The 15,439-nt window shown below is 61.9% G+C and carries 13 protein-coding genes; 6 read left to right on the top strand and 7 right to left on the bottom strand.

All coding sequences use genetic code 11. The features are described from left to right. Positions 1-66: 66 nt before the first annotated feature. Positions 67-1,098: a signal recognition particle-docking protein FtsY gene (ftsY, locus tag ACP7AP_RS20135; protein ID WP_426037070.1), complete on the bottom strand. Its 1,032-nt coding sequence runs from the start codon at positions 1,096-1,098 to the stop codon at positions 67-69. An 87-nt stretch (positions 1,099-1,185) separates the two neighbouring features. After that, entirely contained in the window at positions 1,186-1,920 is a 735-nt protein-coding gene (locus ACP7AP_RS20140) for a lysoplasmalogenase (RefSeq protein ID WP_426037072.1), read from the bottom strand. Positions 1,921-1,972: 52 nt separating this feature from the next. Here ACP7AP_RS20140 and ACP7AP_RS20145 point away from each other — a divergent pair, with 52 nt between their 5' ends. Both ACP7AP_RS20145 and ACP7AP_RS20150 read left to right on the top strand, forming a co-directional pair. Beyond that, positions 1,973-3,031, top strand: coding sequence for an alkane 1-monooxygenase (locus tag ACP7AP_RS20145; RefSeq protein WP_426037074.1), 1,059 nt, complete (start codon positions 1,973-1,975; stop codon positions 3,029-3,031). A gap of 66 nt (positions 3,032-3,097) precedes the next feature. Next, positions 3,098-3,526: a hypothetical protein gene (locus tag ACP7AP_RS20150; RefSeq protein ID WP_426037076.1), complete on the top strand. Its 429-nt coding sequence runs from the start codon at positions 3,098-3,100 to the stop codon at positions 3,524-3,526. Between the two features lie 262 nt (positions 3,527-3,788). On the opposite strand, the gene xseA is transcribed toward ACP7AP_RS20150, so the two are convergent. Continuing rightward, positions 3,789-5,348 carry an exodeoxyribonuclease VII large subunit gene (gene xseA / locus ACP7AP_RS20155; protein ID WP_426037078.1) on the bottom strand — a complete coding sequence of 520 codons (1,560 nt, stop codon included), beginning with the start codon at positions 5,346-5,348 and terminating at the stop codon, positions 3,789-3,791. 53 nt (positions 5,349-5,401) lie between these two features. Beyond that, entirely contained in the window at positions 5,402-5,986 is a 585-nt protein-coding gene (locus ACP7AP_RS20160; protein WP_426037080.1) for a hypothetical protein, read from the bottom strand. A gap of 83 nt (positions 5,987-6,069) precedes the next feature. Here ACP7AP_RS20160 and purD point away from each other — a divergent pair, with 83 nt between their 5' ends. The 3 genes from purD to ACP7AP_RS20175 all read left to right on the top strand — a co-directional run bounded on the left by purD (position 6,070) and on the right by ACP7AP_RS20175 (position 10,852). After that, positions 6,070-7,332, top strand: a complete 1,263-nt coding sequence (purD, locus tag ACP7AP_RS20165; RefSeq protein ID WP_426037082.1) for a phosphoribosylamine--glycine ligase — start codon at positions 6,070-6,072, stop codon at positions 7,330-7,332. A 194-nt stretch (positions 7,333-7,526) separates the two neighbouring features. Further along, on the top strand, positions 7,527-9,515 hold the full coding sequence (locus tag ACP7AP_RS20170; RefSeq protein WP_426037084.1) for a calcium-binding protein: 1,989 nt from the start codon (positions 7,527-7,529) through the stop codon (positions 9,513-9,515). 80 nt (positions 9,516-9,595) lie between these two features. Continuing rightward, complete coding sequence (locus tag ACP7AP_RS20175) at positions 9,596-10,852, top strand: aspartate kinase (RefSeq protein WP_426037086.1); 1,257 nt, start codon at positions 9,596-9,598, stop codon at positions 10,850-10,852. A gap of 169 nt (positions 10,853-11,021) precedes the next feature. On the opposite strand, the gene ACP7AP_RS20180 is transcribed toward ACP7AP_RS20175, so the two are convergent. From ACP7AP_RS20180 to ACP7AP_RS20190, 3 genes are all read right to left on the bottom strand, one after another. Further along, a complete protein-coding gene (locus ACP7AP_RS20180) occupies positions 11,022-11,408 on the bottom strand; it encodes a DoxX family protein (protein WP_426037088.1) in 387 nt (128 codons plus the stop codon). Positions 11,409-11,617: 209 nt separating this feature from the next. Beyond that, entirely contained in the window at positions 11,618-12,301 is a 684-nt protein-coding gene (locus ACP7AP_RS20185) for a L,D-transpeptidase (RefSeq protein WP_426037090.1), read from the bottom strand. A 64-nt stretch (positions 12,302-12,365) separates the two neighbouring features. Next, positions 12,366-12,731: a hypothetical protein gene (locus tag ACP7AP_RS20190; protein WP_426037092.1), complete on the bottom strand. Its 366-nt coding sequence runs from the start codon at positions 12,729-12,731 to the stop codon at positions 12,366-12,368. Between the two features lie 250 nt (positions 12,732-12,981). Here ACP7AP_RS20190 and ptsP point away from each other — a divergent pair, with 250 nt between their 5' ends. Then, complete coding sequence (ptsP, locus tag ACP7AP_RS20195; RefSeq protein WP_426037094.1) at positions 12,982-15,231, top strand: phosphoenolpyruvate--protein phosphotransferase; 2,250 nt, start codon at positions 12,982-12,984, stop codon at positions 15,229-15,231. Positions 15,232-15,439 lie beyond the last annotated feature (208 nt).

The raw sequence follows: 15,439 nt of genomic DNA on the forward strand, positions 1-15,439 counted from the left end.
GGGGCTGTCTGCCCCCGGACCCCCGAGGATATTTGAGCAGAGAGGATGACCTAGTCGCGTTGGCCCCTAATCTGATCGGCCGACGAGGGCGCGGGCGAAATCGTCGGGGTCGAATGGGGCGAGGTCGTCGATTTGCTCGCCAATGCCGATGGCGTGGATCGGCAGCCCGAATTTGTCGGCCAATGCGACGAGGACGCCACCTTTGGCGGTGCCATCGAGTTTGGTCATCACAAGACCCGTCACATCGGCGATCTTGCGGAAGATTTCAACCTGATTGATGGCATTTTGTCCGGTGGTGGCATCCAGCACGAGGAGGGTGTTGTGCGGCGCGGTGGGGTCTTTCTTGCGGATGACGCGGACGATTTTCGACAGCTCCTCCATCAGATCCTGCCGGTTTTGCAAGCGGCCAGCAGTGTCGATCAGCAGAAGGTCAGCGCCATCGGCTTGGGCTTTGGTCAGCGCGTCGAAGGCGAGGCTGGCGGGATCGGAGCCTTCGGGCGCGGTCAGCACGGGCACGCCCGCGCGGGTGCCCCAGACTTGCAACTGTTCGACAGCTGCGGCGCGGAAGGTGTCGCCTGCGGCGATCACCACGGATTTGCCGGCGGCTTTGAACTGCGCGGCGAGTTTGCCGATGGTGGTGGTTTTGCCCGAGCCGTTGACGCCGACCACCAGCACGACCTGCGGCTTTTGTGGGTAGAGCGGCAGCGGGCGGGCGACCGGGGCCATGATGCGGGCGATCTCGGTGGCCAGCGCGTCGCGGAGTTCCGAGGTGGAGATGCGTTTGCCATAGCGGCCTTCGGCGATGTTGGCGGTGACGCGGGTGGCGGTATCGACGCCCATATCGGCAGTGATGAGGAGTTCCTCAAGGCTTTCGAGCATGGCATCGTCAAGCAGGCGGCGGGGCTCGGTAGACTGGCCGATCAGGCGCGAGATCAAGCCGGGTTTGGCCTCGGACTTGGGTTCGGCTTTCGTCTGCGCAACAGGGTCAAGTGAGGCAGCCGCTGTTGCTTCGGGTTCGGCCACCAAAGCCTCCAGCCCCTCACCGATCTTGTCGGAGGAGCGGAACATCCGGTCTTTCAGCTTTTTGAAGAAGGACATGGGTTTGGGCCTTTGGCTTAGGTTTCCTTCACCTAAGGGATTTATCGGGTCGGGAAAAGGGCGGGCGGGGGATTTGTCCTCAAATGCTCACCAAGTGGTGGCAAACGGCAGCCAGTACAGGGCAGCGCCAAAGAAGATCAATGTTTGGCCAAGCCAAAAGGCGGGCCAGAGCGCAATCGACAGCTTGTGCGCGGTCATTCCGGTAGGGAACACGAACAACCGCAGCGCCAGCAGCAGGTCGGACAGGATGAACAGAGCGGCCCCAATTTGCAGATATGTCGCTCCAAGTGTCACGGGATGCGGCACCAGTAGCAATGCTGCCATGCCCATCAGACCGATTACCACGACATAGCCGCGCACCGGCCAGCGCAACGCGCCGGTGCGCGGAGCGAGCCAGACCTCTGTGGACAGCAGCAGCATGGCAAGCGCGATCAGGGCGGCCAGAGTTGAGGTTGAAGGCATGGCGGTGGCGGGCATAGCGGTGGGGGGCATAGCGTCGGCAATGGTTTGCGCCCGCAGCCAGAACGCGGCGATATAGGCGAGATGGCCTGCGACGAAGGCGGCCATGCCGAGCAGAAACGCGGTCTGGCTGCGCCGGGTCAGGGCGAAATCGCCCAGCGCGCCGAAAGCGAGGCCGAGCGTGATCAACTGGAAGGAACGGGCCGGATCGGTGAAGGCGACGACGGCGAGCAAACCAGTCGATGCGGTTTTGACCTGTGGGCCGGGGCCGCCGATGCCATCGCGGCCCGCCCAGGTGACCCAATAGGTCAGGAAACAGACAAAGGCCAAGAGGATGAGCAACAGGCGCGGGTCGACTTGCATCTGCGGCTCCTTGGCTCTGGCCCTTGTGATTTCTCCTGTTAGATTGCGGGCTATGCAAGCTGTAACCTCACGTTCCCTGCCAATGGCGCTGTTTGCGCTGGCCTCGTTGCTGCCTTTGGCGCTGTTGGGCGCGGGCGTGTTTTGGGGGACTTGGTGGGGTGTGGCGGGGCTGGTCTATATGACCGGGTTTGCTGCGTGTCTGGACCAGATCAGCGGCTGGTTTCTGGGCGATGCGCCGGAGGGGACGGAGTTTCCGGCGGCGGATGCGTTGCTGGTGATTTTAGGCGTGGGGGCACTGGGGCTGATGCCTGCCGCCGTCTGGGCGGTGGCGGGGGGGAGCGGGCTTTCGGCTGGCGCGCGGGTGGCGGTGTTTGTCGGCGCGGGGCTGTGGCTGGGCCAAGTGGCAAACCCGGCGGCGCATGAGTTGATCCATCGGCCGGGACGCGGGCTGTTTCGGCTGGGCGCGCTGGTGTATTGCTGGCTGCTGTTTGGCCACCACACCTCGGCGCACCGTCTGGTGCATCATCGCCATGCGGCGTCACTGCAGGACCCGAATACCGCGCGTGCGGGTGAGGGCTATTATGCGTTTCTGCTGCGGGCGTGGAGGGGCAGTTTTAGCCGGGGTTGGGCGGCAGAGGATGCCCTGCGCCAGCGCGGCAAGGCCAGTCTGCGAACCAATGGGGTACATCCCTATGCGGTTTATATTGGAGTGGCGGGGCTCTGTCTGGCCTTGGGTTTCGCGATTGCTGGGGTTTGGGGGGCTCTGGCTTGGGCCGCACTGGCGGGTCATGCGCAAAGCCAGTTGATGCTGTCGGATTACGTGCAGCATTATGGGCTGACGAGGGCGGTGAAGGCGGATGGGCGGCTGGAGCTGGTCTCGGCCCGGCACAGTTGGAACGCGCCGCATTGGTTCTCGGCGGCGTTCATGCTGAACGCGCCCCGCCATTCTGATCACCATGCGCATCCCGCCCGCCCCTACCCTGCTTTACGCTTGCCGGATGGCGAAGCTGCGCCGCGCCTGCCTTGGCCGCTGCCGCTGGCCTGTATGATCGCGCTCTGCCCGCCGCTCTGGAAGCGCGCAATCCGCCCGCATCTGAAACGCTGGCAGTAGCGGACACGAAGCTGTCACTGGATTTCTCGGCAAGCTGCGGGCAGGATCACTGCAACGGAGATTGTCATGCGTCCTTGCCTCGCCCTCGCCTTCCTTGCGTTTGCCGCCCCGGTCTTGGCCGAAACGCCGCCGCCGCCCAGCGTTGTGCCGCCCAACCCTCCGATGACCGCAGCGGCGTTTGAGGCCTATGTGACGGGCAAGACCTTGACTTACGCACTGGACGGCACGGTGTACGGCACCGAGCAGTATAAACCGGGTCGCAAGGTGGTCTGGGCCTTCACCGAGGATGAGTGCCGCGAAGGCTATTGGTACGAGAAGGGCCCGCAGATTTGCTTTGTCTATGAAGACCCCAATGATCCGCAATGCTGGATGTTCTTCATGGGCAGCGCCGGGATGAAGGCCGAATTCATCGGCGATGGCGTGGGGTCTGATCTGTCCGAGGTGGCACAAAGTGCCGGGCCGATGGGCTGTATGGGGCCGCAGGTCGGCGTTTGACCTTGTAACCGGGGCCGCCTCGGGGGCCATCGAGGCCCCGCTCGGCGGCGCTACCGGGGATAGATTCTACCCGGCTCAGCTTATTGCAGCGTTGGAGCCTGCGGCGCGAGTATTTCAAAAAGAGCAAGCCTGAAGCCCTTGCTCTTTTTGAAATACTCCTCCCGGAGGTCCAGCGTCGCAGCCAAAACCCTGGTTCGAAAATAGGCGCGAACGATTCCGCATCCCGAATTTCGCGCTTGAAATTCGGCGGGTGGGCGGGTGCTTAAAACAGGCTGCCTTGCTCTGGGCCACCGGGCTTGGTCTTTTTGGCAGGACGCGGGCCGAGGTTCAGGCGGGCGTCGGCGAATTCGATCTCCAGGATTTGCGCCTTTTCAGCGGCGGCTTTGCTGGTGACCACTTGGCCGTCGCCGCGCACCACGGCGTAGCCGCGTTTCAGGGTTTCGCGGTAGCCCAGCGTGGTGCGGGTGCGGTCCAGCGCGTCGAGGCGTTGGCTGAGGCTGGCGAGGCGTCGGGTTGGGGCGGTTTGCAGGCGGGTGTCGAGTTGATCCAGCTTGATACGGCCTTCGGCGGTTTTGCGGGTGGCGTCGCTGATCAGGCGGGTGAGCGCTGGGGCGAGGCGCGAGGCCCATTTGTCGAAGCCTGCGTGTTTGCGCTCGGCCACGCGCAGGGTGCGGTCGTTCAGGCGCAGGTCGGCGGTGTTCAGCGCCTCGCGGCGGCGGGCAATGAGCCTTAGCAGGGCCTCGGGGCGCAGGCGCGAGGCAATGGTGGCGTAGGTGCCGCGTTTCTTGGCGGCGGCGATGCCCAGCGCGCCGCCGAGGCGTTGTGTTGCCGCATCAAGGCGTTGGCGGGGGGTGGCGAGCAAGGTCTCCAAGCGGGGCAGCGCACGGGTCAGATCGCGCAGGCGTTGGTCGCGGCGTTGCAGGGTCTGGGCGATGCCGCGCGACTTTCGGGCGGTCAGGTCAGCCAGCGTGGCGATCAGGTCGAGGCGCACCGGGACGGCGAGTTCGGCGGCGGCGGTGGGGGTGGGCGCGCGAAGGTCTGCGGCGTAGTCGATCAGGGTGGCGTCGGTTTCATGGCCGACTGCCGATATCAGCGGGATTTCTGACGCTGCGGCGGCGCGGACCACGATTTCTTCGTTAAAACCCCAGAGGTCTTCCAGGCTGCCGCCGCCCCTTGCGACGATGATCAGATCGGGGCGCGGGATCGGGCCTCCGGGGATGATTGCGTTGAAGCCTTTGATGGCGGCGGCGACTTCGGTGGCGCAGTTCTGCCCCTGTACGGCGACGGGCCAGATCAGCACATGGCGGGGGAAACGGTCACGCAGGCGGTGCAGGATGTCGCGGATCACGGCCCCAGAGGGCGAGGTGACGACGCCGATCACTTGCGGCAGATAGGGGATCGGCTTTTTGCGGGCGGGGTCGAACAGGCCCTCGGCACTAAGGGCGGCTTTGCGTTTCTCCAGCATCGCCATCAAAGCGCCCGCGCCTGCGGGGGCGACATCATCGACGATCAGTTGGTATTTCGACTGACCGGGGAAGGTGGTCATCCGCCCGGTGGCGATCACCTCCATACCTTCCTCGGGGCGGACCTGCATCTTGGCAACTTGGCCCTTCCACGACACGGCGTCGAGGGAGGCGCGGTCGTCTTTCAGCGCGAAATAGAGATGGCCCGAGGCGGGGCGACTGACGCGACCGACCTCGCCTCGCACCCGGACAAGGCCGAATTCGCCCTCAATGACCTTTTTCACCGCGCCGGAGAGTTCCGAGACGGTGAATTCGGGGGAATTGGACGGTGCGGGGGTGTCTTCGAATAGGTCGGTCATCGGGGAAGATTGGCATGAAACCCGATCAGAGAAAAGCGGTCGCAGATATTCCTTCAGGCATCACCGGGCGGCTCGGCCCAATGGCGGCCAAGAAAAACAAGGTAGCCAAACGCAAGAAAACACAAAACAAAGCCCAATGCAGATGTGATGTCAGATTTCACCCAATCACCCACGATGACTGCCGCGAGCCCAAGACCGAACGCGACAGAGGCTTGGTTTTTGCGATGAGCCTGCAAACGTGTTGGCCAAATTTTGCATGGCGGTGTCGCGGCGAACTCTTGTTGATACAGATCAACGGCGCGCTTATAGGCAGGTTCGTGGACAAAAGACAATGAAGCTGAAGTAAGTGATCTTCCTGCGCCACCCCACCAGTGCTTGATCTCAGCGAAAGCGCTTGAGTTGGGCATGTCGCGCGATTGTACGAACGCCATGAGCGGAGAGGGCGATATCTGACCTTCGGCAACATCGCGCATATATCGAAACTTACGGTATTCAAGCATCACGATGGCGCAATCGTCTTTGCTAAGCCCGAATGTTTTGCGAAGGCTCTCGGTTATTGCCCACTCAAGGGTTAGGTCAGCGGTGGCAAGGGCGCTTGGGGCCGCCTTGGTCTCGTACCACAGTTTATCGTCCTGCATTGTCCCCTCGCACATGGCCGCCCTTGTTCAACCCCAAGCACCATCCTATGAAGCCTGCATCCACAAGCCAAGCGGGGGCGCGCATGAACATCCTTATTCTCGGCTCGGGCGGGCGCGAACATGCTTTGGCTTGGGCGGTGAAGCAGAACCCGAAGACCGATCGGTTGATTGTGGCTCCGGGGAACGCGGGCATCGCGATGCTGGCGGAATGTGCGGATTTTGACATTCTCGATGGGGCAGAAGTGGTGGCATTCTGCGCCGAAAATGCCATTGATTTCGTGATTGTCGGGCCGGAAGCCCCTCTAGCGGCGGGGGTTGCGGATGCGACGCGGGCGGCGGGGTTTTTGACCTTTGGACCGAGTGCCGAGGCGGCGAAGCTGGAGGCTTCGAAGGGGTTTACCAAGGAAATTTGCGATGCTTGTGGTGCGCCGACGGCGACTTATGCTCGGTTTACCGAAGCGGGTCCGGCGAAGGAGTATATCCGGGCGCAGGGGGCTCCGATTGTGGTTAAGGCCGACGGGCTGGCTGCAGGCAAGGGCGTGATTGTGGCGATGACGGTCGATGAGGCGTTGGCTGCCATCGACGACATGTTCGGCGGCGAGTTCGGGGCTGCGGGCGCGGAAGTGGTGATAGAGGAATTCATGACCGGCGAGGAGGCCAGCTTCTTTGTGCTGACCGATGGCGTCCATGCTTTGCCGATTGGCACGGCGCAGGATCACAAGCGGGTGGGCGATGGTGATACCGGGCCGAACACCGGCGGGATGGGGGCGTATTCGCCTGCGCCGGTGTTGACCGATGCGATTGCGAACCGCGCGATGAATGAGATCGTTTTGCCGACGATTGCCGAGATGGCGCGGCGTGGCACGCCCTATCAGGGGGTGCTTTATGCGGGCCTGATGATCAAGGATGGTCAGGGGCGGCTGGTGGAGTATAACGCGCGGTTCGGCGACCCGGAAACGCAGGTGTTGATGATGCGTCTGGGCGCGCAGGCGCTGGATTTGTTGCTGGCTTGTGCCGAGGGGCGGCTGGATAAAGCGCAGGTGAATTGGGCGGATGATCATGCCATTACCGTGGTGATGGCGGCAAAGGGCTATCCGGGGGCGTATCAGAAGGGCTCGGTGATCGAAGGGCTGGAGCGGATGCCCGAAGACAGCCGTCACATGGCTTTCCATGCCGGGACGGCGATGAAGGACGGTCAGGTCACAGCCAATGGTGGCCGGGTGCTGAACATCACGGCGCGCGGCGATAGTTTGGCCGATGCGCGCAACCGGGCCTATGCGATGATTGATCTGCTGCACTGGCCGGACGGGTTTTGCCGCTCTGACATCGGCTGGCGGGCGCTGTAGGCGAATTCCGTAGCGGAATTCGTGCCCGGAATTCGCGCGAATTCCGGCTTGGGGCAGGCGATACGCGCAATTCAAGCTAAATTGCACCGACACGCAATTTCTGCCATAATGGATCTGTTCAACTATAGAACACATCCCTGCGTGTCGCTGACATTGTTGCCCATATGAGTTGAAATTAACCAAAGGTGGCTGACTTGGCCGAACCCAGCCTTACCCGCATTGCGACCGGAACCATTGGCAATGATGTCATGACGGTACAGCAGGTGTTCACGGCGGGTGAGTTGATCGCCTCGGGGGCGGTGCGCAGTTACGTCACGACGCTGACGGGTTATTCTGGAAATGATACGCTGACGGGCTGGCAAGGCCCGGCGAATTGGCAATCGTTTTTCAGCACTGCCCTTCCCGGCGAGACCTTGACGATGCGCACAATGCTGTCGGGTGGCGATGGTCAGGATCTGTTGATCTCGGCCAAACGGTTTTCGGGGCTGACGGCGGCGCAGGAGACCGCCTACAGCCTTGCCGAAACCCTGTCGGGTGGTCTTGGAAATGACAGCTATCAGTTGAACCACACCGATATCAGGGTGATTGACGTGGCGAATGGCGGCACCGATCAAGTGTTTGTCACACCGACCTATTTGCTGCGCGCCGTGGCTTTGGGGCGCAGCAGCATCAGTATGGTCCCGATGCTGAATGTCGAGAATCTGACTTTGCAGGGGACAAGCAATTTCAATGTGACCGGGTCCAACTTGGCCAACACGATCACGGGCAATTCGGGAGCCAATCGCGTGCTCGGCGGTTTGGGCAAGGATTCGCTCTATGGTGGCGGCGGCGCGGATCAGCTGTGGGGCGACAGCGCGGTGCTGGCTGGACCCGGTGGCGATGATCGGCTGTTCGGCGGCACCGGCGCGGATAGATTGTGGGGCGAGGCGGGGAACGACTATCTCGATTCCGGCTATGATGCGGATTGTCTCTATGGCGGCGACGGTGCCGATACCCAAAACGGCAATTTCGGCGATGACAGCCTGTTTGGTGGTGGTAGTCATAATTCTCTGATTGGCCTGAATGGCTTGGATACGCTGAGCGGCGATGCTGGCAATGACCGACTGTTTGGCGGTCGCGATGGCGATATGCTGTCGGGTGGGGAAGGTGATGATGCGCTTTATGGTGGGACCGAAGATGATACGTTAGACGGCGGCAGCGGCAACGATCTGCTGATCGGCGATGGCGGAAATGACCACCTTCGGGGTGGGATGGGCGATGACATTTACCAATTAGACAGTGCGGCGGATCAGGTGGTTGAGCTTGGAGGGGAAGGCTACGACATCGTGCGCTCGTCGGTGATCGCGTTGAGTGGTGGCAACTTTGAGCAGGTTGAGGTTTTGCAGTTGCAGGGGGCGCAGGACCTTGATCTGTCGGGCGGTGGTCAGGTGCTGATGATGATCGGCAATGCGGGCCGCAACACGCTGACCTCGGGTGGGATGGATGGCGAAAGCCTGTATGGCGGGGCGGGCAATGACGTGCTGCTGGCGCTGACCGCGTTCAATCGGGTGGAGTTGTACGGCGGCGCCGGCGATGATCGCTACTTCCTCTATGACCCGGTGCTGGATCATCTGCATGAGGCGGCAGATCAGGGCTTTGATGTGGTGGAGACTGACAGCGCGTCGCTGGATGCCCGTTCGGGCGTGGGGTATAGTCAGAACATCGAGGTGCTGCGACTGCTTGGCGCTGCGCAGTTGGATCTTACGGGCGGCGGCTCGGTACAAAGATTGGAGGGCAACGCGGGGGCGAACCATCTGACCGGGGTGGGCAGTGCCGAGCAACTGATCGGGGGGGCAGGCAATGATACGCTGGACGGCGGGGCGGGCAATGACACGCTGACGGGCGGCGCGGACACGGACGAGTTGCATGGTGGTGCCGGCAGTGACCGCTTTGTGTTCGATCTGGTCGGCAGTGGGGGTGTCGATTATCTTGATGATTTCGAGGTGGGGGATGTGTTGGATCTGCATGATGCGGCAGCCAGGGTTGGCACCGGCCTGCCGCTGATCGGCGCGGGCGTTGGTGTTTACAATGGGATGGCGGTGTTGCTGTATGAATTCGATTTTAACGGCGATGCCTCGGTCGATCTGGCTTTCTATTCCCGCAACGTGATTGGGCTGACCGATTTGCTGGCCGGGTTTGGCTGAGGCCGCCTGATCGGTGGCCTTGCCCTCGCGGGTGCTTCTGATATGAAGCCCGCGATTTGAATGGCAGGAAAAGGCGCACCATGCCGCTTCTGGTGATGAAATTTGGCGGCACTTCGGTGGCCGACTTGGCGCGTATCGAAAATGCCGCGAAAAAAGTGCAGGCCGAGGTCGCGCGCGGCTATGACGTGATTGTCATTGTCTCGGCGATGTCGGGCGAGACCAACAAGATGGTTGGTTTTGTCGAAGGCACCTCGAAGCTGTATGACGCCCGCGAATATGACGCCGTGGTGTCGAGCGGTGAGAATGTCACCGCCGGGCTTCTGGCGTTGCGGTTGCAGGAAATGGATATCGCGGCGCGGTCGTGGCAGGGTTGGCAGGTGCCGATCAACACGACCTCGGCGCATGCCAACGCCCGGTTTGTGTCGATCCCGCGTGAGCATATTGACGCGAAATTTGCTGAAGGCTTCAAGGTTGCGGTTGTGGCGGGCTTTCAGGGCGTGTCGGCGGAGGGTCGGGTGACGACTTTGGGCCGCGGTGGATCGGACACCACCGCCGTGGCGTTTGCGGCGGCGTTCGGGGCGGAGCGGTGTGATATCTATACGGATGTCGATGGGGTCTATACCACCGACCCCCGCATAACCAATAAAGCCCGCAAGCTGGACAAGATCGCGTTTGAGGAGATGCTGGAACTGGCATCCTTGGGCGCGAAGGTGCTGCAAACCCGCTCGGTTGAACTGGCGATGCGCTATAAGGTGCGGCTGCGGGTGTTGTCCTCGTTTGAGGATACCGATGAGAACTCTGGAACGCTGGTCTGCGACGAGGATGAGATTATGGAATCGAAAGTTGTATCGGGCGTGGCCTATTCGCGCGATGAAGCCAAGGTGACGCTGGTGCGGGTTGAGGATCGGCCCGGTATAGCCGCGGCGATCTTTGGGCCGCTGGCCGAGGCAGGCGTAAACGTTGATATGATCGTGCAGAACATCTCGGAAGTTGAAGTTGGCAGCGTCAAGGGGGCGACCACCGATATGACGTTCTCCTGCCCGACCAATCAGGTGGCACGCGCGCAGAAAGCGATGGAAGACGCGGTGGCTGCCGGGATGATCACCTATGATGGCATCGTGGTGGACAGCGATGTTGCCAAGATTTCCGTGGTGGGGATCGGGATGCGCAGCCATGCCGGAGTGGCGGCGACGATGTTCAAGGCGCTGTCGAAAGAGAACGTCAATATCAAGGTGATCGCGACATCCGAGATTAAGATCTCAGTCCTGATCGACCGGAAATATATGGAACTGGCGGTGCAGGCCTTGCACGACGCTTTTGAGCTTGAGAAGGCCTGAGCGGGTCATTTCGGATTGTGAAATTGACGCCGGGTGGCTTGGCTGCCCGGCGTTTTTCTATGTGGTCCCGAGTTGGGACCAGATGGGAAGTTGCTTATTATCAGGGAGTTGGGTTTTTTGGTTAAGGGTTTGGTAACGACTTGCGGCAAAGCCTGAGCGGCAAAACCTGTCACTTGCTATGCCTGCCGCCATGCCTTGCGATCCCCCGCCGCCCCGGCCCCTGCGCCGCCAAGATCAACAACCCGCCCGCGATCGACCAGTTTTTCACCATGATCGTCACCTGCCATGGGTCGGCGCGGAGTTGGTAGTGGAAGTAGCTGGTGAAGATGCAATAGGCAGCGAGGATCAAGGCCCACCTGCGCACGCCGGGCCCGAAGATCAGGCCGATGGCCGCGATCAGGTTGAAGGCGGCGGTGGGCCAGACCAGCCATGTCGGCAGACCGATGGAGGCGATCATTTGGCTGACTTGGGTGGGGTCGCCGAATTTCTGCGCCGCTCCGCCAAGGAACAGCAGCGCGATCAGGATGCGGCCAGTGAGGTTGAGGGCATCGTTCATTTGGGCAGGATTGCAGGTTGTGGGGGTTCGGGCAAGCTGGCCCGCATGGCGCGGACAGCACGCTTGCGTGTGGCTTGGCCGCTTTCGCTGCGCTGTCGGAGACAGCGGTTCAGCTTTACGGCGGCAAATTGAGGGGGGCGGAAATCGCGGTCTCGCCTGTGACGCCACCGCGTTTTCCGATATGTGTTTCCGCGAAACTCTGAGCCGCGTTAATACGGCACCTCAAATTGCGATTGGCCGAGCGAGGCCAGTACCACGACTTTGCAGCCGTCTTGCACGCGGTCATGCAGGTCGATCACGTCTTGATCAAGCATACGGATGCAGCCCGAGGATACCGATTTGCCAAGGTATTTCGGCTCGCAAGCACCGTGGATGCGGTAGAGCGTGTCTTCGCCGTTCTGGAACAGATAAAGCGCGCGGGCCCCCAAGGGGTTGCCGGGACCGCCGGGCATGCCACCATTGGCGACGGAATAGGGCGCAAGATCGGGGCGGCGTTCGATCATTGAATCCGGGGCCTTCCAGACTGGCCATGTGCGGCGGAACTGCATGCGCGCTGTGCCATTCCAGCCGTAACCTGCCGCGCCCACGCTGACGCCGTAGCGCAACGCACGCCCCGGTTCAGTGACAAGATGCAGGTAGGCGGCATCGGGATCGACGATGATGGTGCCGGGGGGCTCGGCGGGGAACGGGTTGTCAACCTCTTGCCGCCAGAGTTTTTCATCGACCACGCCATCGGGTACGGCGGGGACCGGATGCGGCTCGGTATAGATCGCGCCATAGCGGGCGGGCATCGGGGGGGGCGGCGGTGGCGGGATTACTTCGGGGGGTTTGGGGGCACAGGCGGAAAGCGATGCGGCAGAGGCCGCAGCCATGAAGGCGCGTCGGGTAAGCATGGGGGTATCCTTATCGGCTGGAATGTAAGCAGAACGGGGCCGCGATCGGGCGCGGCGGTGGCGTTCAGACCAGCCTTGGCGGGCCGAGGGGCAGAGCGGGTTTGTGACCGATCATTGGCAGCCAAGCAGACGGGTGAACCGTGGTTGCCGGGGCGTTGAAGGCGAGTGTCAGCTCGGTTGGCCAGACCGCCAGCGCCTGGTTACAGGGCGAGCCGGGCAAGGCCGGACTTTTGCAACGACTTTGCGCCGAGGCGAAGGTTTTTTCGGCAGGCGTGGCTGCAACGGCTGCGTCATCAAGCTGGGCAGAGATCACCGCGACAGTGCGAGGGCCAGTGTTGAACGCGCCTGTGCCGAATTTGACGGAAAAACTGCCGAAAGGCAGCAGTGCCAACACGGTCAGCAAAAGAAAAAGGCGGGTCAGCAGTGACATGGAGTTTACCTGCCATGACAGGGCTGGGGTGTCGAGAGGCCGGGGCGGCGATCTTACGCCGAGCACGATCACCTGTTGTCACATGGCCGTGAGACCGACACGCTTGCGCGCAATTCTGCCGCGATTGCTGCGGCATCGGGCGGTTTTTACGCAAGGATTGATAAACTCGGGGCAGACAACGGTTTGCCCACTGACTTTTGTCACACAACTCGCCTATAGAGAGCAGATTGGATTTGATCGGATTAAGACGATGCCCACAGAGCGCAGTGACAGTGACAGTCGTAAACTTCTCCGCCGCCTGCGCGATGTGCTGGGCACCAAGGCGAAGGGGCAAGAGCGGCTTGACCAGATCACCCATCTGATCGCGGATTCGATTGGCACCGAAGTGTGCTCGATCTATCTGTTCCGCGACCCCGAAACGCTGGAGCTTTGTGCGACGGAAGGCCTGAAGAAAGCCGCTGTGCATAAGACCCGGATGAAGCTGGGTGAGGGTTTGGTCGGCCGGGTGGCGCGGATTGGTCTGCCGGTGAATACGGCTGATGCGCCGTCTGAAAAAGGCTTTCGGTTTATGCCGGAAACCGGGGAGGAGCTGTATTCGGCCTTCCTCGGCGTGCCAATTCAGCGGGTGGGCGAGAAACTGGGCGTGCTGGTGGTGCAGTCGAAACAGGCGCGGGCCTATTCGGAAGACGAGATCTACGCGCTGGAAGTGGTGGCGATGGTGCTGGCCGAGATGACCGAGCTTGGCGCGTTCGCAGGCGAGGGTGGCGGCGGCATGGGGCGGCTTCACAAGCAGCCTGTGCTGTTTCGGGGGGCAACCGGGCAAGAGGGTGCCTCGGAAGGTCGGGTCTGGCTGCACGAGCCGCGCGTTGTGGTAACCAACCCGGTCGCCGACGATCCGTTGACCGAAATTGACCGCATCCGCGAGGCGGTTGGGGTGTTGCGGGTGTCGGTGGATGATCTGCTGTCAGCAGAAAGTCTGGACAAGGACCAAAAGGCGGTGCTGGAAGCCTACCGGATGTTCGCCCATTCGCGCGGTTGGTTGCGCCGGATGGAGGAGGATATTTCCTCGGGCCTGTCTGCCGAAGCGGCGGTGGAAAAAGAGCAATCGGCGACGCGGGCGCGGCTAAGTCAGGTGCCGGATGCCTATCTGCGCGAGCGGCTGCACGATCTGGATGACCTGTCGAACCGATTGCTGCGGATTTTGACCGGGCAAGGCAAGGATACCGGGGCCGAGATGCCGGACAATCCGGTGCTGGTGGCGCGCAATATCGGGCCAGCGGAACTGCTGGAATATGGCCGCAAGTTGAAGGGTTTGGTGCTGGAGGAAGGCTCGGTTGGCAGCCATGCCGCGATTGTGGCGCGGGCTTTGGCGATCCCGATGGTCATTCATGCCGAGCGCATCACCAATGAGGCGCTGAACGGCGATCCGATTCTGGTCGATGGCGATCAGGGCATCGTGCATCTGCGGCCCGAAGAAACCGTGGCGCGGTCGTTCCGGGGCACGATGGCGATGCAGGCCAAGGCGCAGGAACGCTATGCCAGTCTGCGCGATCTGCCGGCAACAACTTGCGACGGGGTGACGATTGCCTTGCATATGAACGCCGGGCTAATGGCGGATTTGCCGTCTCTGGTGGGCTCGGGTGCCGAAGGGGTCGGGCTGTTCCGCACCGAATTGCAGTTTCTGGTGCGCAATTACATGCCGCGCCGCGATGAATTGGCGGCGCTGTATTCTCGGGTGATTGAGGCCGCCAAGGGCCTGCCAGTGGCGTTTCGCACGCTGGACATCGGCTCGGACAAGGTGCTGCCCTATATGAAACCGCAGGATGAACCCAATCCCGCGATGGGCTGGCGGGCGATCCGGGTCGGGTTGGATAAGCCGGGCGTGCTGCGGATGCAGTTGCAGGCGCTGATCCGGGCTGCGGCGGGGCGGCCTTTGGCGATCATGTTCCCGTTTGTGTCCGAGCATGGCGAATTTGTTGAGGCCCGCGCGCATGTGCTGCGCGAGATTTACCGCGAGAAATCTCTGGGTCATGCGGTGCCTTCCGCGCTGGAAGTGGGCGCGATGCTGGAGACGCCGAGTCTGGCCTATGCGCCGGATGCGTTCTTTGAGATGGCGGATTTCATCTCGATCGGCGGCAATGATCTGAAACAGTTTTTCTTCGCGGCGGATCGGGAAAATGAACGGGTGCGCAAGCGCTACGACTCGCTGAACGCCTCGTTCCTGACGTTTTTGGAGGTGGTGATCGCGCGCTGTGCCAAGGCCGGCACCAAGCTGTCGTTCTGCGGCGAGGATGCCGGCCGTCCGGTGGAGGCGGTGGCGTTCGCGGCGATTGGGCTGCGGAACCTGTCGATGCGTCCGGCGTCCATCGGCCCGGTGAAGGCTCTGCTGCGGCGGGTGGATTTGGCGGAAGCGCGGGCGGTGATTGATCGCGCGCGGAGGGAGGGGGCGGAGACTGTGCGGCCCGCGTTGATGGAATATTTGGCGTCAGTGGGGGAGTGAGGGGGGGGCTACACCGCCTTTAGTTGTTTTTGTCCGACCTGAAGCCTGAACATCTCACTAACTCGCGCTGGCCCATGTTGTTGCGAAAGTTTAGAGCAAGTCACCTTCAATCGGGACCATATCCTGCGGCTTTGAAGTAGTTTCTGCATTCCTGGCTATGGAATAGATCGCAGACTGCACCGACGGCGGTCCAGAGGGCTTGGTACGT

It is taken from the genome of Cypionkella sp. TWP1-2-1b2 (genome assembly GCF_049896245.1).
In the GTDB taxonomy this organism is placed as follows: Bacteria; Pseudomonadota; Alphaproteobacteria; order Rhodobacterales; family Rhodobacteraceae; genus Cypionkella.